Origin of the sequence: Pseudomonas sp. BIGb0176 (assembly GCF_024810175.1) — a bacterium.
GTDB lineage: Bacteria > Pseudomonadota > Gammaproteobacteria > Pseudomonadales > Pseudomonadaceae > Aquipseudomonas > Aquipseudomonas protegens.
Map to the genome: position 1 here is coordinate 262149 of NZ_JANUEC010000004.1, position 20424 is coordinate 282572.

The window sequence follows — 20424 nt, forward strand, 5'->3', positions numbered from 1 at the left end:
CACGATGAGAGCCGATCTGGAAATCATCCAGGAATGGATCCCCGCCGGCAGCCGCGTCCTCGACCTGGGCTGCGGTAACGGCGAGCTGCTGAGCTGGCTGCAGGAGCACAAGCAGGTCACCGGCTATGGCCTGGAAAACGACCCGGACAACATCGCCGAGTGCGTGGCCAAGGGCATCAACGTGATCGAGCAGGACCTGGACAAGGGCCTGGGCAACTTTGCCAGCAACAGCTTCGACATCGTGGTCATGACCCAGGCCCTGCAAGCCGTGCACTACCCGGACAAGATCCTCGACGAAATGCTCCGGGTCGGCCGCCAGTGCATCATCACCTTCCCCAATTTCGGTCACTGGCGCTGCCGCTGGTACCTGGCCAGCAAGGGGCGGATGCCGGTCTCGGAGTTCCTCCCGTACACCTGGTACAACACGCCGAACATCCACTTCTGCACCTTCGAGGACTTCGAAGAACTGTGCCGCGAGCGGCAAGCCCGGGTGATCAACCGCCTTGCCGTCGATCAACAACACCGCCATGGGTGGGCCAGTAAGCTATGGCCTAATCTCTTAGGAGAGATCGGCATCTACCGCGTCAGCAGTCCCGGCCTGCAAGATCACAAGGTCGCGGTATAAACCACGTTGCATCGAGGAGAACCATCATGGGACGTCTGGTTACATTTCTACTGGCTGCCTGCCTGAGCGTCAGCGCCCTGGCGGCGGACCCGATCAAGGGCGAACGCCAGGAAGTGTTCGGTGACATCACCGTGCACTACAACACCTTCAACTCCACCTACCTGCAGCCTGATATCGCCAGGGCGGCGGAGCTGGTCCGCAGCAAGAACCAGGGCGTGATCAACGTTTCCCTGATCAAGGACGGCAAGCCGCTGGTCGGCCAGGTCAGTGGCACGGTCAAGGACCTGACCAGCAAGACCATCCCGCTGAAATTCCGCCAGATCACCGAGCAGGGCGCGATCTACTACATCGCCCAGTTCCCGGTGGAGCAGCAGGAAAACCGTACGTTCACCATCAATGTGCAGACTGGCGGTGACACCAACAGCTTCAGCTTCAACCAAGAGCTATTCCCGGGCGAATAATGAACCTCACGCAACTCGTACTGGCCAGCCATAACGCCGGCAAACTCAAAGAACTCCAGGCCATGCTCGGCGCTTCGGTGCAATTGCGCTCGATCGGCGAGTTCAGCAGCGTCGAGCCGGAAGAAACCGGCCTGTCGTTCGTCGAAAACGCCATCCTCAAGGCGCGTAATGCCGCACGCATTTCCGGCTTGCCGGCACTGGCCGACGACTCCGGCCTGGCAGTGGACTTCCTCGGTGGCGCCCCGGGCATCTACTCGGCCCGCTACGCCGACGGCCAGGGCGACTCGGCGAACAACGCCAAGCTGCTCGAAGCCCTCAAGGATGTCCCGCAAGCCGAGCGCGGTGCGCAGTTCGTCTGCGTCCTGGCACTGGTGCGGCACGCCGACGATCCGCTGCCGATCCTCTGCGAAGGCCTGTGGCACGGGCGCATCCTTACCGCCGCCAGCGGCGAGCACGGCTTCGGCTACGACCCGCTGTTCTGGGTGCCGGAACGCAACTGCTCCAGCGCCGAACTGGGCCCCGAGGAGAAAAACCAGCTCAGCCACCGCGCCCGCGCCATGGCCATTCTGCGGCAACGCCTGGGCCTGAAATGAGCCACGAGCCCTCCGCGTCGCCGCTGATTCTCGGCGGCGCGCATACGCCCCGGGCGGCGCTGCCCCAGTTGCCGCCCCTGGCGCTGTACATCCACATCCCGTGGTGTGTACGCAAATGCCCCTACTGCGACTTCAACTCCCACGCGGCCAGCCCGACGCTACCGGAAGAGGAGTACGTCGACGCCCTGCTGGCCGACCTCGACCAGGACCTGCACGCCGTGCACGGTCGCGAGCTGAGCTCGATCTTCTTCGGCGGCGGCACCCCGAGCCTGTTCAGCGCCCAGGCCCTGGGTCGGCTGCTCAAGGGCGTGGAACAGCGCATCCGGTTTGCCCCCGACATCGAAATCACCCTGGAAGCCAACCCCGGGACCTTCGAGCAGGAAAAATTCACCGCCTACCGCGCCCTGGGCATCAATCGCCTGTCCATCGGCATCCAGAGTTTCCAGGAACAGAAGCTCAAGGCCTTGGGCCGCATCCACAACGGCGATGAAGCGATTCGCGCCGCTGGCATGGCGCGCCGGGCCGGGTTCGACAACTTCAACCTGGACCTGATGCACGGCCTGCCGGACCAGTCCCTGGACGATGCCCTGGGCGACCTGCGCCAGGCCATTGCGATGAAGCCGACCCACCTGTCCTGGTATCAGCTGACCCTGGAGCCCAACACGGTGTTCTGGAACCAGCCACCGGTACTGCCGGAAGACGACACCCTGTGGGACATCCAGGAAGCCGGACAGGCCCTGCTGGCCGAGCACGGCTATGCCCAGTACGAAGTCTCGGCCTACGCCCAGCCCGGGCGCGCGGCGCGGCACAACCTGAACTACTGGAGCTTTGGCGACTTCATCGGGATCGGCGCCGGTGCCCACGGCAAACTCAGCCACCCGGACGGGCGCATCCTGCGCACCTGGAAGACCCGCCTGCCCAAGGACTACCTGAACCCGGCCAAGCAGTTCAAGGCGGGCGAGAAGGCCCTGGGCAACGAAGAGCTGCCGTTCGAGTTCCTGATGAACGCCCTGCGCCTCACCGATGGCGTGGACGCTGCGCTGTTCGCCCAACGCACCGGCCTGGACCTGGTCAGCCTCGCCGAAGGTCGGCGCCAGGCCGAACAAAGCGGCTTGTTGCAGGTCGAACCGTCACGCCTGGCGGCCACGGCCCGCGGGCAACTTTTTCTCAATGACCTGCTGCAATACTTTCTGATCTAAGGAAATCACATGGATCTGGTACTCGACCTGCTCGCCACCGTGTCCCGCTGGAGTCGCAGCAACCTCTCGGAAATCGCCCTGGCACTGGTGGGCTGCCTGCTGGTGCTGTTCGGCGCGGACATCAAGGGCTGGGTCGAACAGCGCCTGGGCGGCATCGCCGGCGCCCTGCGGGTGCCGCTGATGGCCCTGCTGTGCATGGTGGGCAGCGGCCTGGCGCTGATCTACGCCACACCGTGGATCGTCCGCGGCCTGAGCCAGTTCAACAACTACAGCCTGGCGCCAGTGCTGTTGGTGGTGCTGGTGCTGATTGGCGTGGTCGCTGATCGTCGTTAATTCGCAGGGCCCCTTCGCCGGCAAGCCGGCTCCTACACCAAGCCGGCGAACGCAGTCCAATGGCTGCCCCCGTTATCAAGGAAGAACATGAGCAAGAAAGTCATCGAGGACACCAGTAAGTTCCTCAGCTATGTGCTGCGCCACGAGCCCCAGGCCATCGGCCTGGAACTGGACAGCGAAGGCTGGGGCGATATCGACGCGCTGATCAGCGGTGCGGCCAAGAACGGCCGGCGACTGAGCCGGGAATTGATCGAGCAGGTGGTCGAAGGCAACGACAAGAAACGCTTCGCCCTCTCGGCTGACAGCCAGCGGATTCGTGCCGTTCAGGGGCATTCCAACAAGGCCGTGCAATTGCAGCTTGAGGCAAAGCAACCGCCCGCCGTGCTCTTCCACGGCACCGCCACGCGCTTCATGGATTCGATCAACGAAAAGGGGCTGATCCCGGGCTCACGGCACCACGTGCACCTGTCCCAGGAAATCGACACCGCCCGGGCCGTGGGCCAGCGCTATGGCAAGGTGGTGATCCTGCAGATCGACGCCCAGGCCATGCAGGCCCAGGGTTTCACCTTCTATCAGGCAGAGAATGGGGTGTGGCTGACCGACCAGGTGCCGATCGGCTTCATCAAAGCCCTGTAGGAGCCAGCTGGCTGGCGAAGGCGACCTTGAAGGCCTCTTCGCTGGCAAGCGGAACGCCGCCCGGCCAGCTCCTACAGCAGCGAGTCCACGGGGCTCAGGCGAGCTTTTCGAACTTCAAATCCCACACGCCGTGGCCCAGGCGCTCGCCGCGACGCTCGAACTTGGTGATCGGGCGTTCGGCCGGGCGCGGTACGCACTTGCCGTCTTCGGCCAGGTTGCGGTAACCCGGAGCAACGTTCATCACTTCCAGCATGTATTCGGCATAGGGCTCCCAGTCGGTGGCCATGTGCAAAATGCCGCCAACCTTGAGCTTGCTGCGCACCAGTTCGGCGAAGGAGGCCTGGACGATGCGGCGCTTGTGGTGCCGGCTCTTGTGCCACGGATCGGGGAAGAACAACATCAGCCGGTCCAGGCTGTTGTCGGCGATGCAGCGGTTGAGCACCTCGATGGCATCGCAATCGTAGACCCGCAGGTTGGTCAGGCCCTGGGTCAGCACGCCATTGAGCAGCGCGCCGACACCCGGGCGGTGAACCTCAACGCCGATGAAATCCTGCTCCGGGGCCGCTGCGGCCATTTCCAGCAGCGAGTGGCCCATGCCGAAGCCGATTTCCAGGGAGCGCGGTGCCGAACGGCCGAACACCTGGTCGTAATCCACCGGGGCGTCGGCCAGGGGCAGCACGTACAGCGGCGCGCCCTGGTCCAGGCCGCGCTGCTGGCCCTCGGTCATGCGCCCGGCGCGCATCACGAAACTCTTGATGCGGCGGTGTTGGCGCTCGTCGCCGGCTTCCGGCTGGATTGGCGTGTCGTTTGATTCAGTCATCAATAGCTCTTACTTGATCAGACCATCCAGCGGCGAAGAGGCGCTGGCATAGAGTTTCTTCGGCATGCGACCGGCGAGGTACGCCAGGCGGCCCGCGACAATTGCGTGTTTCATGGCTTCGGCCATCATCACCGGCTGCTGCGCGTGGGCGATGGCCGAGTTCATCAGCACCGCCTCACACCCCAGTTCCATGGCGATGGTGGCGTCGGAAGCGGTACCGACACCGGCATCCACCAGTACCGGAACCTTGGCTTCTTCAAGGATGATCTGCAGGTTGTACGGGTTGCAGATCCCCAGCCCGGTGCCAATCAGGCCCGCCAGGGGCATGACCGCGATGCAGCCCATTTCCGCCAGCTGGCGGGCGATGATCGGATCATCGCTGGTGTAGACCATCACGTCGAAACCTTCCTTGACCAGCACTTCGGCGGCCTTGAGGGTTTCCAGCACGTTGGGGAACAGGGTCTTCTGGTCGGCCAGGACTTCCAGCTTCACCAGGTTGTGGCCATCCAGAAGCTCACGGGCCAGGCGGCAGGTGCGCACGGCCTCGACCGCGTCATAGCAGCCGGCGGTGTTGGGCAGGATGGTGTAGCGATCCGGCGGCAGGATATCCAGCAGGTTCGGTTCGCCCGGGTTCTGGCCGATATTGGTCCGGCGCACGGCAACGGTCACGATCTCGGCACCCGAGGCCTCGATGGCCAGGCGGGTTTCTTCCATGTCGCGGTACTTGCCGGTGCCTACCAGCAAACGCGACTGGTACGTCCGACCGGCCAGGACGAAAGGCTTGTCACTACGAACGTTGCTCATCGGAAATCCTCTGTTGGGGTGAGGTTCTTGCAGAATTCTTTATCAGGCCCGGGGCGCTGGTGACCCTCGATCCGGGGCCGGTGAAAGCATGTCGTCCATGAAAGGGCCCGGAATCGGGCCAGGGCGCTGCGCAGATGAGCAGCAGCGCGGTTGAAGCCAGTGACTAGCCGCCGCCGATAGCGTGGACCACTTCAACCTGGTCACCTTCGTTGAGGGCGGTTTCGGCGTGCTGGCTGCGCGGAACGATATCCAGGTTGAGTTCCACCGCGATCCGCCGTCCGGTGAGTTCCAGATGGCTCAGCAGGGCCGCAACGGTCGAGCCGTCGGGCAGTTCAAAGGATTCACCGTTCAACTGAATGCGCATGCCAAGGCCGCCATCATTTTTAGGGGCCAGCATTCTAGCCCGATCATGACCTAAAGGTCAGCTACAAGCGTCAGCCGGCGACTTGCAGGCGCCAGGCGGCAAGCCCCAGCAGGAACCAGCCGACCAGGAAGGCCACACCGCCGAAGGGGGTGATGATCCCCAGCTTGCTGGTGCCAGTCAGGGTCAGCAGGTACAGGCTACCGGAGAACAGCAGGATGCCCAGGGTGAAGGCAGCGCCGGCCCAGGTCACCAGCCGCCCGGGAATATGAGCCGCCAGCAAGGCGACGCCGAACAACGCCAGGGCATGCACCAGTTGATAGGTAACACCTGTATGAAAAATAGCCAGGTAGTCCGTGCTCAGGCGGTTTTTAAGACCGTGGGCGGCGAAAGCGCCAAGGGCAACCCCGGTGAAACCGAAGAAGGCGGCCAGCATCAGGAAGCCACGCAACATGAGGAACTCCAGTCAGATTCAGCACAAAGGGTCTGTATAATGGCGCGCTCAACGGGTTCGGCCAAGCCATCTCTATGCTGCGTTATCTGTTTCGTCGTCTTGTAAAAGCCTTGATGTGGTTCATGGTCGGCAGCGTCCTGCTGGTGCTGCTGTTGCGTTTCGTACCGCCACCGGGCACCGCCCTGATGGTAGAGCGCAAGATCGAGTCCTGGGTCGACAACGACCCCATCGACCTGCAGCGCACCTGGAAGCCTTGGGATGAAATCTCCGACAACCTCAAGGTGGCGGTGATCGCCGGCGAGGATCAGAAATTCCCCGAGCACTGGGGCTTCGATATCGATGCAATCCAGGCAGCGTTGATCCACAACGAAAGGGGCGGCTCGATCCGTGGCGCCAGTACCCTGAGCCAGCAAGTGTCGAAAAACCTGTTCCTGTGGTCCGGCCGCAGCTACCTGCGCAAGGGACTGGAAGCCTGGTTCACCGCGCTGATCGAAGTGTTCTGGCCCAAGCAGCGGATTCTTGAGGTCTACCTCAACAGTGTCGAATGGGATGAAGGGGTGTTCGGGGCAGAAGCCGCGGCGCGCCATCACTTCGGCGTCAGCGCGGCCAATCTGTCACGCCAGCAAGCCAGCCTGCTAGCCGCTGTCCTGCCCAATCCAAGGGTGTGGAGCGCAGCACGTCCCAGCACTTATGTGATGCAGCGGGCGGGCTGGGTTCGGCGGCAGATGAGCCAGTTGGGTGGAGCCGATTACTTGAATCGGCTGAACGAGTCGCGCAGGGCGCCCTGGGCGGAGTAACCCGGATTTGGCTTTGCGCCGGTTCTTCTTGAGCATGTTCGAGATGGGTGCTGGGCTGGGGATTCGCCGGCAAGCCGGCTCCTACGCCAACCGCACAAACAAAAACGCCCCGAGGTAATCGGGGCGTTTTGCATGACGCTTCAGGCTTAAGCGGCGATGGACAGTTTCAGCTTGTTCATCGCGCTTTTTTCCAGCTGGCGAATCCGCTCGGCCGAAACGTTGTACTTCTGCGCCAGGTCGTGCAGCGTGGCTTTCTCTTCGGCCAGCCAGCGCTGGTAGAGGATGTCACGGCTGCGTTCGTCCAGCACTTCCAGGGCTTCGTGCAGGTTGCTGGTGGAGTTGTCGCTCCAGTCGGCATCCTCAAGTTGCAGCGCCGGGTCGTAGCGGTGGTCTTCCAGGTAGTTGGCTGGCGACTGGAAGGCGCTGTCGTCGTCCGCTTCCGCAGCCGGATCGAACGCCATGTCCTGGCCGGTCAGCCGGCTTTCCATTTCCCGCACTTCACGAGGCTCCACGCCCAGGCTTTCCGCCACGCGGTGAACTTCTTCGTTGTTCAGCCAGGCCAGACGCTTCTTCTGGCTGCGCAGGTTGAAGAACAGCTTGCGCTGCGCCTTGGTGGTAGCAACCTTCACAATCCGCCAGTTACGCAGGATGAACTCGTGAATTTCCGCCTTGATCCAGTGCACGGCAAAGGACACCAGGCGCACACCCATTTCAGGGTTGAAGCGCTTCACGGCTTTCATCAGGCCAACGTTGCCTTCCTGGATCAGGTCAGCCTGGGCCAACCCGTAGCCGGAATAGCTACGGGCGATATGTACGACAAAACGCAGGTGGGCGAGCACCATCTGCCGAGCCGCCTCAAGATCCTGCTCATAGTAGAGACTCTCGGCCAGTTCACGCTCCTGCTCGGGTGTCAGCAATGGAATGCTGTTCACCGTGTGCACATAAGCCTCCAGGTTTGCGCCTGGAACCAATGCGTAAGCAGGTTGCAAAGAAGTGGTCATACGAAAAAACCTCCGACTCACATAACTCGTGCCGTTCAGCACTGCGAAAATTGACCGGAAACCGCGAAACAAGTTCCCAAAAATGCTGAAAGGTCAATACAAGCAAAAAGATATTACTTCGGTGCCAGTTCCCTCAGGTGACGGGCCACCGCAATCCACGCACCGATATAACCCAACAGCACCGCCCCTAGCAAGAGCGACAGACCATCGGCAACCGGCACCCCCGCGAGGGCAAAATCGCTGCCATACAAGCCAGCCAGACCGATTACCGCATCGTTCAGCCAGTTCAGGCCAAACGCCAATACACCCCAGGACAGGATCCCCGCGCCGAAACCATACAGCGCCCCCATATAGAGGAAGGGCCGACGAACATAACTGTCCGTGCCGCCGACGAGTTTAATCACTTCTATCTCGGTGCGGCGGTTTTCAATATGAAGACGAATGGTATTGCCTATCACCAAAAGTAATGCAGAAACCAGCAGCACCGTCAGGCCGAAGACAAAGCGGTCCCCCAGCTTGAGGATCGCCGCCAGCCGCTCGACCCATACCAGGTCCAGTTGCGCCAGTTGCACCTTGGGCATTTCCGACAACCGCTGGCGCAGGGCTTCCAGGGTCGCCTTATCCACTTCGTTCGGTGTGACCAGCACGACACCCGGCAGCGGGTTATGTGGCAATTCGCGCAAGGCCTCGCCCAGCCCGGACTGCTGCTGGAACTCCTCCAGGGCCTTTTCCTTGCTGATGAACTCGGCATCCGCCACACCGGGCAGGCCCTTGATCTCTTCACTGAGCTTCTCGCCCTCGGTGGCAGAAGCCCCCAGATCCAGGTACAGCGAGATCTGCGCCGCGCGCTGCCAGGAACCGCCCAGGCGCTCGACATTATTGAGCAACAGCGACAAGCCCATGGGCAGGCTCAAGGCCACGGCCATCACCAGGCAGGTAAAGAAGCTGCCGATGGGCTGTTTGCCCAGGCGCCGCAGGCTGTCCAGCAGGCTGGCGCGATGGCTTTCGATCCAGGCGTGCAGCAGGGTGCCGAAATCCGGGCCGTCGTCCTCGTCACGCTTTTTCTTCGGCGGTGGTGCTTCGGAAGCCTTGGGCGCTACGCGCTCCGCCACTTTAGGGGTACGTGTAGCACTCATACGCCGGCCTCCCCGTCGCCGATCAAGCGTCCGCGTTGCAAGGTCAGCATGCGGTGGCGCATGCGGGCGATCAGTGCCAGGTCGTGGCTGGCGATCAGCACGCTGGTGCCCAGGCGGTTGATGTCTTCGAACACGCCCATGATTTCCGCCGCAAGACGCGGGTCGAGGTTACCGGTGGGTTCGTCCGCCAGCAGCAGAGCCGGGCGGTGGACGATGGCCCGGGCGATGCCCACGCGCTGCTGCTGGCCGGTGGACAGGTCGCCGGGGTACAGATCGGTCTTGTCCGACAGCGCTACGCGCTCCAGCGCCGAGTCCACCCGCTTGGCGATTTCCGCCTTGGACAGGCCGAGGATCTGCAGCGGCAGGGCGACGTTGTTGAATACGGTGCGGTCGAACAGCAACTGGTGGTTCTGGAACACCACGCCGATCTGCCGCCGCAGGAACGGGATCTGCGCATTGCTGATCTGCCCCAGGTCCTGCCCGGCCAGCAGCAGCTTGCCGGTGGTGGGACGCTCCATGGCCAGCAGCAGGCGCAGCAAGGTGCTCTTACCGGCGCCGGAATGGCCGGTGACAAACAGGAATTCGCCGCGACGCACGCGAAAGCTCAGCTCATGCAGGCCAACGTGACCGTTGGGGTAGCGCTTACCGACCTGTTCGAAACGAATCATGAACGCTCCCGCTCGGCAAACAGTGCCTGGACAAAGGGTTCGGCTTCAAAGGTACGCAAGTCGTCGATGCCTTCACCGACGCCGATATAACGGATCGGCAGGCCGAACTGCTTGGCCAGGGCGAAGATCACTCCACCCTTGGCGGTACCGTCGAGCTTGGTCAGGGCCAGGCCGGACAACTGCACCGTCTGGTTGAACTGCTTGGCCTGGTTGATGGCGTTCTGGCCGGTACCGGCGTCCAGCACCAGCAGCACCTCGTGGGGCGCGTCGGCATCGAGCTTGCCGATGACCCGACGGACTTTCTTCAGCTCTTCCATCAGGTTGTCTTTGGTGTGCAGGCGCCCCGCCGTGTCGGCGATCAGCACGTCAATGCCACGGGCCTTGGCCGCTTGCACCGCATCGAAGATCACCGAGGCCGAATCGGCACCGGTGTGCTGGGCGATGACCGGGATCTTGTTGCGCTCGCCCCAGACTTGCAGCTGCTCCACCGCCGCGGCGCGGAAAGTGTCGCCAGCGGCCAGCATGACTTTCTTGCCTTCCAACTGCAGCTTCTTCGCCAGCTTGCCGATGGTGGTGGTCTTGCCGGCGCCGTTGACGCCCACCACCAGGATCACGAACGGCTTGTTCTGGGCGACGATCTGCAGTGGTTGTTCCACTGGCTTGAGCATGCTGGTGAGTTCGGCCTGCAGCGAGGCATACAGCGCATCGGAGTCGGTGAGCTGCTTGCGTGCCACCTTCTGGGTCAGGTTCTGGATGATCACCGAAGTCGCCTCGACCCCGACGTCTGCGGTCAGCAGGCGGGTTTCCAGGTCTTCCAGCAATTCGTCATCGATGGCCTTCTTGCCCAGGAACAGGCTGGCCATGCCTTCGCCAATGCTGGCGCTGGTCTTGGACAGGCCCTGCTTGAGGCGAGCGAAGAAGCCGATCTTGCTCTCTTCGGCGGGACGGGCGGGCTCGGTCACAGGCTCGGGCTCTGCCGCCGCCACAACCGGCTCGGCTACAGGAGCAGGAGCAGGAGCAGGAGCAGGAGCAGGAGCAACAGGTTCAGGGGCGACGAATACCGGAGCAACCGGGGCTTGCACCTCGACCACGGGGGCCGGGCTAACCACCGGGGCTTCGACCACCGGCTCAGGGTGCACGGCAACAGCCGGAATCGGCGGAGCCACATGCTCGGCCTGGGCGTCTTCCACCAGGGCCACGGGTTCTTCCGCCACCGGCAGGGTCAACCAGGGCTTGTGCTCGGCGCTTGGCGCCAGCGGCAGGTCGGGCGCCGCGGGGGCCGCCGGTTCAGGCGCGATGTGCGGTTGCAGCACCGGCTCGGCCATTGGCAGCACAACCGGCTCGGCCGGGGCTACGCTGGCGGCAGGTTCGATGACCGGGGTCGGTGCCGGCTCGGCAGGCACTTGCGGCTGTTCGACGACGGGTTCCTGCGGCTTTTTGCGCAGCCATCCGAACAGGCCTTTCTTCTCGCCAGCCGCGGCTGGGGTCTTTTTGTCGTCGTTGGAACCAAACATGGAGACGGCTATCTCAAGGTAGCGATGCGCCACTGGGCGCCTCGGTAAATAAATATTCGATGCAGAACAGACTGTGTTTCATCCAGCTTGTTCACGCGCAACATGTTGTCGAAATGCCCAAAAGCACTTCAAGGAGCGATTTTACTAAAGGACTGGAACGGCAAAATCGGCGAAAAGTCGAAGTCTAGCTGGTAAATCAGGGCTTCTTGCCGGTAACTCATACAACCTGCTCAAGTACATGCTGATCCGCGAAGACCTGATAGGCGTGGCCGCCAGTAAAACGGATCAGTATCCTAGCACCTCCTCGCCCGCACAGGCTAAGACCAAGCGGGCAGCCCAACAGGTTTAAAAACGAATGAATGCTCTAGCCCGCCGCGCCGCAGGCCTGCTGCTCAGCACAGTTTGTCTGCCCCTTGCAGCCCTGGCTGCCGACCCTCAACCCACCCATGAATTCACCCTCGACAACGGCCTCAAGGTCGTGGTCCGCGAAGATCATCGCGCGCCGGTGGTGGTGTCCCAGGTCTGGTACAAGGTCGGCTCCAGCTACGAAACCCCGGGCCAGACCGGTTTGTCCCACGCCCTGGAACACATGATGTTCAAGGGCAGCGAGAAAGTCGGCCCCGGCGAGGCCTCCCTGATACTGCGGGACCTGGGCGCCGAAGAGAACGCCTTCACCAGCGACGACTTCACGGCCTATTACCAGGTCCTGGCCCGCGACCGCCTGGGCGTGGCCCTGGAGCTGGAAGCCGACCGCATGGCCAGCCTGCGCCTGCCGGCCGACGAGTTCAGCCGCGAAATCGAGGTCATCAAGGAAGAGCGCCGCCTGCGCACCGACGACAAGCCGATGTCCAAGGCCTACGAGCGCTTCAAGGCCATGGCCTACCCGGCCAGCGGCTACCACACGCCGACCATCGGCTGGATGGCCGACCTGAACCGGATGAAGGTCGAGGAACTGCGCCACTGGTACCAGGCCTGGTACGTGCCGAACAATGCCACCCTGGTGGTAGTCGGCGACGTCACCCCGGACGAGGTGAAAACCCTGGCCCAACGCTACTTCGGCGCGATCCCCAAGCGTGACGTGCCACCGGCGAAGATCCCCATGGAGCTGGCCGAGCCCGGCGAGCGCCTGATCACCTTGCACGTCAAGACCCAACTGCCGAGCCTGATGCTGGCCTTCAACGTGCCGAGCATCGCCACCGCCGAAGACAAACGCGCGGTGAACGCCCTGCGCCTGGCCGCGGCCCTGCTGGACGGCGGCTACAGCGCCCGCATCCCGACCCAGCTGGAGCGCGGCGAAGAGCTGCTGTCCGGCGGCTCCACCAGCTACGACGCCTACACCCGGGGCGACAGCCTGTTCATGCTTTCGGCCACCCCCAACAGCCAGAAGAAGAAAACCATCGCCCAGGCCGAAGCCGGGCTGTGGCGCCTGCTGGACCAGTTGAAGACCACCCCGCCATCCGCCGAGGAACTGGAGCGGGTGCGAGCCCAGGTGATCGCCGGGCTGGTCTACGAACGTGACTCCATCACCAGCCAGGCCACCGCCATCGGCCAGCTGGAAACCGTCGGCCTGTCGTGGAAGCTGATGGACACCGAGCTTGCGGAACTGCAAAGCGTGACCCCGGAAGACATCCAGAAGGCCGCCCGCACCTATTTCACCCGGGAACGTATGAGCGTGGCCCATGTACTGCCTGAGGAGTCCGCTCATGAGTAAGCGCAAGAATGCCTCGCCGGTCCTGCTGGGCCTGGCCCTGGTGGCCCTGCTCACCGCCGGCGGCCTGTACCTGTCGCGTTCCGGCGAATCCAATGCCAGCCAGGCCCTGGACAACGCCAAGACCAGCCAGAAGCTCCAATCCCTGGCCGAGCTGGATGGCAAGGCCCCCAGCCATCGCAACCTGGACGTGCAGACCTGGAACACCGCCGAAGGCGCCAAGGTACTGTTCGTCGAAGCCCGCGAGCTGCCGATGTTCGACCTGCGCCTGATCTTCGCCGCCGGCAGCAGCCAGGACGGCAACGCGCCGGGCGTGGCCCTGCTGACCAACGCCATGCTCAACGAAGGCGTGGCCGGCAAGGATGTAGGCGCCATCGCCCAGGGCTTCGAAGGCCTGGGTGCGGATTTCGGCAACGGCGCCTACAAGGACATGGCCGTGGCCTCGCTGCGCAGCCTGAGCGCTGTGGATAAGCGCGAACCGGCGCTGAAGCTGTTCGCCGAAGTGGTGGGCAAGCCGACCTTCCCCGCCGACTCCCTGGCGCGGATCAAGAACCAGATGCTCGCCGGCTTCGAATACCAGAAGCAGAACCCCGGCAAGCTGGCCAGCCTGGAGCTGATGAAGCGCCTGTATGGCACCCATCCTTACGCCCATGCCAGCGACGGCGATGCCAAGAGCATCCCGCCGATCACCCTGGCCCAGCTCAAGGCTTTCCACGCCAAGGCCTATGCCGCAGGCAACGTGGTGATCGCCCTGGTCGGCGACCTGTCCCGCAGCGATGCCGAGGCGATTGCCGCACAGGTCTCCGCCGCCCTGCCAAAAGGCCCGGCGCTGGCGAAGATCGAGCAACCTGCCGAACCCAAGGCCAGCATCGGCCATATCGAGTTCCCGTCGAGCCAGACCAGCCTGATGCTGGCGCAACTGGGCATCGACCGTGACGACCCGGACTACGCCGCTGTCTCCCTGGGCAACCAGATTCTCGGCGGCGGCGGCTTCGGCACCCGGCTGATGAGCGAAGTGCGCGAGAAGCGCGGCCTGACCTACGGCGTCTACTCGGGTTTCACCCCGATGCAGGCCCGCGGCCCGTTCATGATCAACCTGCAGACCCGCGCGGAAATGAGCGAAGGCACCCTGAAGCTGGTGCAGGACGTGTTCGCCGAGTACCTGAAGAACGGCCCGACCCAGAAAGAACTGGACGACGCCAAGCGTGAACTGGCTGGCAGCTTCCCGCTGTCCACCGCCAGCAACGCCGATATCGTCGGCCAGCTGGGCGCCATGGGTTTCTACAACCTGCCGTTGAGCTACCTGGAAGACTTCATGCGTCAATCCCAGGAGCTGACGGTGGAGCAGGTCAAGGCCGCCATGAACAAGCACCTGAATGTCGACAAGATGGTCATCGTCAGCGCCGGCCCCACCGTCGCGCAAAAGCCGTTGCCGCCCCCCACTGACAAACCCGCCGAGCAGCCGCTCGGGGTTCCGGAGCATTAATGGCCCGTCCAGCCCGTCCCAGCAAGAAACCCGTCCACAACCAGCACAATGGCGTGGGCCAGTTGCGCATCATTGGCGGCGAATGGCGCAGCCGCAAGCTGAGCTTCCCCGACCTGCCGGGGCTACGGCCGACCCCGGACCGGGTGCGCGAAACCCTGTTCAACTGGTTGGCGCCCTATGTGGCCGGGGCCAAGGTCATCGACCTGTTCGCCGGCAGCGGCGCGGTGTTTCTCGAAGCCCTGTCCCGTGGCGCCGCCACGGGCCTGGCCCTGGACAGCAGCAGCGTGGCCATTTCCAGCCTGCGTGAGCACCTGGGGACCCTGCGTTGCACCGTCGGCCAGGCCCAGACCGCCGACGCCCTGCGCTACCTGGAAACCCAGCCGGCCACGCCGTTCGACCTGGCCTTCCTCGACCCGCCATTCAATCAGAACCTGCTGCCCGCCGCCTGCGCCCTGCTGGAAGAGCGCGGCTGGCTGGCGGACGACGCCTGGATCTACACCGAAAGCGAAACCGCGCCATCGACCCTGGGGCTGCCCGGAAGCTGGCGCCTGCACCGTGAACAAAAATCCGGGCAGGTGTATTACTCGTTGTGGCAACGTATGGCAGACAACGTCGCCTAGAACCTGATCACGACCTCGCGAGCAACGCTCAGGCCCGAGCCGCACAGCAGATCGTAGACAGGCTCTCAAGCCGACCGGAACAAGGTACGCAGCCCGCCCGGGCTGCGCGCCGCTGCATCGAGACCCTCCCCGTGCCCGACTCGCCTGATCGCTTCACCCCCGCCTTCGGCCTTGGCAACCCGCACCTGCAGACCCTGTGGGGCCCGCTGTGGCGCCCGACCACTCATCTTGAGCGCCAGCGCGAACGCTTGTGGCTGGACGACGGCGACTTTCTCGACCTGGACTGGCACGGCCCCCATAGCGCCGACGCGCCCCTGGTGCTGGTGCTGCATGGTTTGACCGGTTCCTCCAACTCGCCTTACGTGGCCGGCCTGCAGCAGGCCCTGGCAACCCGGGGCTGGGCCAGCGCGGCGCTGAACTGGCGCGGCTGTTCCGGCGAGCCCAACCTGCTGCCCCGCAGCTACCACTCCGGGGCCAGCGAAGACCTGGCTGCAGCCATCGCTCACCTGCGGGCCAAGCGCCCCCAGGCGCCGCTCTATGCGGTGGGCTACTCCCTGGGGGGCAATGTGCTGCTCAAATACCTAGGGGAAAGCGGCAGCGACAGCCCGTTGCAAGGCGCCACGGCGGTGTCGGTGCCGTTTCGCCTGGACCAGTGCGCCGATCGCATAGGCCAGGGTTTTTCCAAGGTCTACCAGGCGCACTTCATGCGCGAGATGCTGGCCTACATCAAGGACAAGCAGCGCCAGTTCCAGCACGACGGCCGCCACGAAGGCCTGGCCACCCTGGCGCAACTGGGGCCGCTGACCAAGATGCGCACCTTCTGGGACTTCGACGGCCGGGTCACCGCGCCGCTGCACGGCTTTGCCGATGCCCAGGACTATTACCGCCGCGCCTCCAGCCGCTATTTCCTGGGGCAAATCCGCACCCCGACCCTGATCATCCAGGCCGCGGACGACCCCTTCGTATTCCGTCACAGCCTGCCCGAAGCCAGCGAGCTATCCGCCAGCACCCAGTTCGAGCTGCAGGCCAAGGGTGGCCATGTGGGTTTTGTCGACGGCAGCCTGAAACACCCCGGCTATTACCTGGAGCGGCGGATCCCGCAGTGGCTGGCTGGCCTGGATCGCCATGGATAAGCCAGCCCGGGAATCGATCCGCTTCTGGCAGAGTGCGCCCCTGGCCGGGGTCGAGTTGCTGGCCGCGCGTTACATCGAGCAGCGTTTCGTGCCCCATGTGCATGAGGGCTATGTGATCGGCATGATCATGGCCGGTGCCCAGCGCTACCGCTATCGCGGAGCCGAGCATTTGGCGGGCAGCGGCACCCTGGTGCTGATCAACCCGGACGAGCTGCACACCGGGGCCAAGGGCGTGGAAGACGGCTGGCTGTACCGCGCCTTCTACCCGGAGAACCAGCAGATATTCGGCCTGCTGGATGAACTGGAACTGCCCAGCGGCAGCCTGCCGGCCTTCGGCGCCACCTTGTACCGCGATCCGGACCTGGTACAGGGTTTTGCCCGCCTGCACCACCTGCTGGAAAGCCCGGCCACGGCCCTGCAACAACAGACCCAATGGCGAGAAATGCTGCTGTTGCTGTTGCAACGGCACGCCGGAGTGCGGGCACCAGGTGAACCCGGGCAGGAACACCGGGCCATCGTCCAGGCCAAGGAGTTGCTGCGCTCGCAGTTGGCGGCGCCGCCTTCACTGGAGGAACTGGCAGCAGCGGTGAACCTGTCACCGTTCCATTTCGCCCGGGTGTTTCGCCGGGCTACAGGGATTCCGCCCCACACCTGGTTGATGCAACAGCGCATCGCCAAGGCCCGGGCCTTGCTGCGTGATGGCTGCCTGCCCCTGGAAGTGGCGACACAACTGGGGTTTGCCGACCAGAGTCACCTCAGTCGGCAGTTCAAGCAGGTGTATGGGGTAGCGCCGGCGGCTTATCGCAGTGCCGTTCTGCAGTAGGGCGGTGCGGCTTTCGCGAGCAAGCTCGCTCCTACAGGTTCGCGGGGGCCTGCGGGCCGTAGGAGCTGGCTTGCCAGCGAAGGGGCCGCGGGTAAAGGCCGTCAGTCACCGGTGGCGACAGGCCGCTGCGCATCGGTGATCCACTCGCTCCACGAACCGGCATACAGCCGCCCCAGGGGGTAGCCGGCCAGGCTCAGGGCGAACAGGTTGTGGCAGGCGGTGACGCCAGAACCGCAATAGGCCACCAGTTGCTGCGGGTCACGCCCGGCCAGTTTCTGCGCGAAACGCTGCTTGAGCTGATCGGCCGGTAGAAAGCGCCCATCCTCCCCCAGGTTGTCGGTGAACGCCGCGCATTGCGCCCCGGGAATATGCCCGGCCACCGGGTCGATGGGTTCCACTTCGCCACGAAAGCGCGGCAGGCCACGGGCATCCAGCAGGGTCAGGTCCGCCTGGCCCAGGCGCTTGCCCAGGTGCTCGGCATCCAGCAGCAGGCTGTGATCAGGGTGCCCGACGAACTGCCCCGGCGCGTTTTCCGGGGCATCCAGGCTCAGCGGCAAGCCAGCGGCGTGCCAGGCTTTCAGGCCGCCATCGAGAATGAAAACGCCATCACGCTTGCCCAGCCAGGCCAGCAACCACCAGGCACGAGCGGCGTAGGCACCGGGGCCGTCGTCATAGAGCACGATCTCGCTGTCGTTATCGATGCCCCAGGCCTGCAGGCGCGCCACCAACTGCGCGGGCTCCGGCAACGGATGCCGACCGGTCACGCCCTTGATCACCGGCGCGCTCAGATCCCGGTTCAGGTCCGCGAAATGCGCCCCGGCGATATGCCCGTCGGCGTAACTGCGCTGGCCGTAATCCGGGTCTTCCAGAGCAAAGCGACAATCCAGAATCACCAGGCCGGGCTGCTGTTTCTTCTGGTCCAGGGCAAGCGGGCTGATCAACTGCGCGAGGGGCATGGCGGGCTCCTGTGAATAAGTTGGAGGTTGATCCTACTGCACTTCTTCCAGGGCTTGGGCCAAGGGCACATAAAACTCTTCGAACAGGCCGTTGACCGCTTCCCGGGCCTGGTCGGTGACGAAACCGGCCTCCAGCACCAGCACCTGGTACACCCCGCGCTTGATGGCTTCTTCGCTCAGGTGCGTGGAGTTTTCCCGGGTCGTGCACAGAAAACGCACCCAGGAGGTGAGGATGATCCAGGCATTGAGGGTCAGGGATTCGATCTGCACCTTGTCCATGGCGACGATCCCGGCGTCGACGAAACGCCCGTAGATGGCCATGCCCTGGATCAGGCAGCGCTGGGAAAAGCGTCGGTAGCGCGCAGCCAGCTCGGGGTCGCTGTCCAGCAGGTGCTCCAGGTCGCGGTGCAGGAAGCGATAGCGCCACATGGCCGCCAGCAGAGCCTGCAGGTAGTAGCGCTTGTCTTGCACGGTGACCGCGCGCCCGGGGGGCGGTCGAAGGAAGCTGTCCACCAGGCTTTCGTACTCGGCAAACAGCACGGCGATGATCGCCTGCTTGTTGGGGAAGTGGTAGTACAGGTTGCCCGGGGAAATCTCCATGTGCGCCGCAATATGGTTGGTGCTGACGTTACGCTCGCCCTGCTGGTTGAAGAGTTCGAGGCTGAACTGGACGATGCGTTCGCGGGTTTTTATGCGTGGGGCCATGGGCGTGGGCTTTAATCAGAAGGCTGGCGTGCATCTTACGTTCTATCCCCCCGGGGATAAATCGCCACCGGCGCAGGAGGGCAATTGACATTTTAGAGCATAAGCTCTAAAAAACTAGCCACCTTACAAAGACGGAGCCCGTCCATGTCTGCCGAAATCGCTTACCTGCAGGATTCCCTTCAGCAACAGGACGAGCTGCTTGAGCTGTTCGAAGCCCAGCGCCGGGCCTTTGCCGCCAACCCGATGCCCCCCGCAGCGCAGCGCCAGCAATGGCTGAAGGCACTGCAGGAGCTGCTTAACAACGAGCGCCAGGCCCTGATCGATGCCATCAGCCAGGACTTCAGCAACCGCAGCGCCGACGAAACCCTGCTGGCCGAGCTGATGCCCAGCCTGCACGGCATCCACTACGCCAGCAAACACCTGAAGAAATGGATGAAGCCGTCCCGCCGCGCCGTGGGCCTGGCCTTCCAGCCGGCCTCGGCCAAGGTGGTCTACCAGCCCCTGGGGGTGGTCGGGATCATAGTGCCGTGGAACTACCCGCTGTACCTGTGCATGGGCCCGCTGGTGGGGGCGCTGGCCGCCGGCAACCGAGTGATGCTCAAGCTCAGTGAGTCCACCCCCGCCACCGGGCAACTGCTCAAGCAACTGCTGGCCCGGGTCTTCCCCGAGGACCTGGTGTGCGTGGTGCTGGGCGAGGCCGAGGTGGGCATGGCGTTTTCCAAGCTGCGCTTCGACCACCTGCTGTTCACCGGCGCCACCAGCATCGGCAAGCACGTGATGCGCGCCGCCGCGGAAAACCTGACCCCGGTGACCCTGGAACTGGGCGGCAAATCCCCGGCCATCGTCTCCAGCACCGTGCCCCTCAAGGACGCGGCCGAACGCATCGCCTTCGGCAAGACCCTCAACGCCGGGCAGACCTGCGTCGCCCCGGACTACGTACTGGTGCCGGAAGAGCGCGTCGGCGCCTTTGTCGAAGCCTATCGCCAGGTGGTGCGCGGTTTCTTCCCGACCCTGGCAGACAACCCCGACTACACCGCCATCATCAACCAGCGCCAGCTGGCGCGGCTCAACGGTTACCTGAGCGACGCCACCAGCAAGGGCGCGCTGCTGGTGCCCCTGTTCGAGCAGAGCCAGGAACGCCGCCTGGGCCACAGCCTGCTGCTCAATGTCAGCGATGACATGACCGTGATGCAGGACGAGATCTTCGGCCCGATCCTGCCCATCGTGCCCTACCGGACCCTGGACCAGGCCTTCGCCTATATCACCCAGCGTCCGCGCCCGCTGGCGCTGTACTACTTCGGCTACGACAAGGCCGAGCAGCAACGGGTGCTCAACGAAACCCACTCCGGCGGCGTGTGCCTCAACGACACCCTGCTGCATGTGGCCCAGGACGACCTGCCGTTCGGCGGCATCGGCCCTTCCGGCATGGGCCACTACCACGGGCATGAAGGCTTCCTGACCTTCAGCAAGGCCAAGGGGGTGTTCATCAAGCAGCGGTTCAACGCCGCCCGCCTGATCTACCCGCCGTATGGCAAATCGATCCAGAAGCTCATCCAGAAGCTGTTCATTCGTTAACCAGTACAACGCCGGG

Annotated in this window: 23 protein-coding genes; 13 read left to right on the forward strand and 10 right to left on the reverse strand. The window is 63.9% G+C overall.

Going from position 1 to position 20424, the window contains the following annotated elements; translation table 11 throughout:
• Positions 1-4 precede the first annotated feature (4 nt).
• The 6 genes from metW (at position 5) to M2395_RS24270 (ending at position 3847) form a co-directional block, all read left to right on the forward strand.
• On the forward strand, positions 5-625 hold the full coding sequence (gene metW, locus M2395_RS24245) for a methionine biosynthesis protein MetW (RefSeq protein ID WP_011064017.1): 621 nt from the start codon (positions 5-7) through the stop codon (positions 623-625).
• 26 nt (positions 626-651) lie between these two features.
• Positions 652-1086 carry a DUF4426 domain-containing protein gene (locus M2395_RS24250; RefSeq protein ID WP_123431084.1) on the forward strand — a complete coding sequence of 145 codons (435 nt, stop codon included), beginning with the start codon at positions 652-654 and terminating at the stop codon, positions 1084-1086.
• Positions 1083-1679: an RdgB/HAM1 family non-canonical purine NTP pyrophosphatase gene (gene rdgB / locus M2395_RS24255; RefSeq protein ID WP_041752666.1), complete on the forward strand. Its 597-nt coding sequence runs from the start codon at positions 1083-1085 to the stop codon at positions 1677-1679. Before M2395_RS24250 ends, rdgB begins: the two co-directional genes overlap by 4 nt.
• Positions 1676-2878, forward strand: a complete 1203-nt coding sequence (gene hemW, locus M2395_RS24260; protein WP_123431085.1) for a radical SAM family heme chaperone HemW — start codon at positions 1676-1678, stop codon at positions 2876-2878. Before rdgB ends, hemW begins: the two co-directional genes overlap by 4 nt.
• Positions 2879-2887: 9 nt before the next feature.
• Entirely contained in the window at positions 2888-3211 is a 324-nt protein-coding gene (locus tag M2395_RS24265; RefSeq protein ID WP_011064021.1) for a DUF3392 domain-containing protein, read from the forward strand.
• A gap of 87 nt (positions 3212-3298) precedes the next feature.
• Complete coding sequence (locus M2395_RS24270; RefSeq protein ID WP_123431086.1) at positions 3299-3847, forward strand: RNA 2'-phosphotransferase; 549 nt, start codon at positions 3299-3301, stop codon at positions 3845-3847.
• 94 nt (positions 3848-3941) lie between these two features.
• Here M2395_RS24270 and trmB read toward each other — a convergent pair whose 3' ends face one another.
• The 4 genes from trmB to M2395_RS24290 form a co-directional block, all read right to left on the reverse strand.
• A complete protein-coding gene (gene trmB, locus M2395_RS24275) occupies positions 3942-4667 on the reverse strand; it encodes a tRNA (guanosine(46)-N7)-methyltransferase TrmB (protein WP_011064023.1) in 726 nt (241 codons plus the stop codon).
• Between the two features lie 9 nt (positions 4668-4676).
• On the reverse strand, positions 4677-5471 hold the full coding sequence (locus M2395_RS24280) for a thiazole synthase (protein WP_011064024.1): 795 nt from the start codon (positions 5469-5471) through the stop codon (positions 4677-4679).
• A 163-nt stretch (positions 5472-5634) separates the two neighbouring features.
• Entirely contained in the window at positions 5635-5835 is a 201-nt protein-coding gene (gene thiS, locus M2395_RS24285; RefSeq protein ID WP_011064025.1) for a sulfur carrier protein ThiS, read from the reverse strand.
• Between the two features lie 70 nt (positions 5836-5905).
• Entirely contained in the window at positions 5906-6286 is a 381-nt protein-coding gene (locus M2395_RS24290) for a DUF423 domain-containing protein (RefSeq protein ID WP_011064026.1), read from the reverse strand.
• Positions 6287-6360: 74 nt separating this feature from the next.
• On the opposite strand from M2395_RS24290, the gene mtgA reads away from it, so the two are divergent.
• The gene (gene mtgA / locus M2395_RS24295) at positions 6361-7083 is read left to right on the forward strand and encodes a monofunctional biosynthetic peptidoglycan transglycosylase (RefSeq protein WP_011064027.1); all 723 of its coding nucleotides are present in this window, start codon (positions 6361-6363) and stop codon (positions 7081-7083) included.
• A gap of 146 nt (positions 7084-7229) precedes the next feature.
• On the opposite strand, the gene rpoH is transcribed toward mtgA, so the two are convergent.
• The 4 genes from rpoH to ftsY all read right to left on the reverse strand — a co-directional run bounded on the left by rpoH (position 7230) and on the right by ftsY (position 11402).
• Positions 7230-8084 carry an RNA polymerase sigma factor RpoH gene (gene rpoH / locus M2395_RS24300; RefSeq protein WP_011064028.1) on the reverse strand — a complete coding sequence of 285 codons (855 nt, stop codon included), beginning with the start codon at positions 8082-8084 and terminating at the stop codon, positions 7230-7232.
• A gap of 113 nt (positions 8085-8197) precedes the next feature.
• On the reverse strand, positions 8198-9220 hold the full coding sequence (gene ftsX, locus M2395_RS24305) for a permease-like cell division protein FtsX (protein ID WP_015637373.1): 1023 nt from the start codon (positions 9218-9220) through the stop codon (positions 8198-8200).
• Positions 9217-9888, reverse strand: coding sequence for a cell division ATP-binding protein FtsE (gene ftsE / locus M2395_RS24310; protein ID WP_011064030.1), 672 nt, complete (start codon positions 9886-9888; stop codon positions 9217-9219). Before ftsE ends, ftsX begins: the two co-directional genes overlap by 4 nt.
• Positions 9885-11402, reverse strand: a complete 1518-nt coding sequence (gene ftsY / locus M2395_RS24315) for a signal recognition particle-docking protein FtsY (RefSeq protein ID WP_053154349.1) — start codon at positions 11400-11402, stop codon at positions 9885-9887. The genes ftsE and ftsY overlap by 4 nt, the downstream gene beginning before the upstream one ends.
• A 355-nt stretch (positions 11403-11757) precedes the next feature.
• Between ftsY and M2395_RS24320 the strand changes: the two genes are divergently transcribed.
• The 5 genes from M2395_RS24320 to M2395_RS24340 all read left to right on the forward strand — a co-directional run bounded on the left by M2395_RS24320 (position 11758) and on the right by M2395_RS24340 (position 17172).
• Positions 11758-13113, forward strand: a complete 1356-nt coding sequence (locus M2395_RS24320) for a pitrilysin family protein (RefSeq protein WP_011064032.1) — start codon at positions 11758-11760, stop codon at positions 13111-13113.
• Positions 13106-14596 carry a pitrilysin family protein gene (locus M2395_RS24325; protein ID WP_019095296.1) on the forward strand — a complete coding sequence of 497 codons (1491 nt, stop codon included), beginning with the start codon at positions 13106-13108 and terminating at the stop codon, positions 14594-14596. The genes M2395_RS24320 and M2395_RS24325 overlap by 8 nt, the downstream gene beginning before the upstream one ends.
• Positions 14596-15216 carry a 16S rRNA (guanine(966)-N(2))-methyltransferase RsmD gene (gene rsmD / locus M2395_RS24330; protein ID WP_011064034.1) on the forward strand — a complete coding sequence of 207 codons (621 nt, stop codon included), beginning with the start codon at positions 14596-14598 and terminating at the stop codon, positions 15214-15216. Before M2395_RS24325 ends, rsmD begins: the two co-directional genes overlap by 1 nt.
• Before the next feature lie 131 nt (positions 15217-15347).
• Entirely contained in the window at positions 15348-16349 is a 1002-nt protein-coding gene (locus M2395_RS24335) for a hydrolase (protein WP_019095297.1), read from the forward strand.
• The gene (locus M2395_RS24340; protein ID WP_011064036.1) at positions 16342-17172 is read left to right on the forward strand and encodes an AraC family transcriptional regulator; all 831 of its coding nucleotides are present in this window, start codon (positions 16342-16344) and stop codon (positions 17170-17172) included. Before M2395_RS24335 ends, M2395_RS24340 begins: the two co-directional genes overlap by 8 nt.
• 101 nt (positions 17173-17273) lie before the next feature.
• On the opposite strand, the gene M2395_RS24345 is transcribed toward M2395_RS24340, so the two are convergent.
• Both M2395_RS24345 and M2395_RS24350 read right to left on the reverse strand, forming a co-directional pair.
• A complete protein-coding gene (locus tag M2395_RS24345; RefSeq protein WP_053160329.1) occupies positions 17274-18128 on the reverse strand; it encodes a sulfurtransferase in 855 nt (284 codons plus the stop codon).
• A gap of 33 nt (positions 18129-18161) precedes the next feature.
• The gene (locus tag M2395_RS24350; RefSeq protein ID WP_011064038.1) at positions 18162-18833 is read right to left on the reverse strand and encodes a TetR/AcrR family transcriptional regulator; all 672 of its coding nucleotides are present in this window, start codon (positions 18831-18833) and stop codon (positions 18162-18164) included.
• Between the two features lie 99 nt (positions 18834-18932).
• On the opposite strand from M2395_RS24350, the gene M2395_RS24355 reads away from it, so the two are divergent.
• Complete coding sequence (locus M2395_RS24355) at positions 18933-20408, forward strand: coniferyl aldehyde dehydrogenase (RefSeq protein ID WP_227454114.1); 1476 nt, start codon at positions 18933-18935, stop codon at positions 20406-20408.
• Positions 20409-20424: the final 16 nt, after the last annotated feature.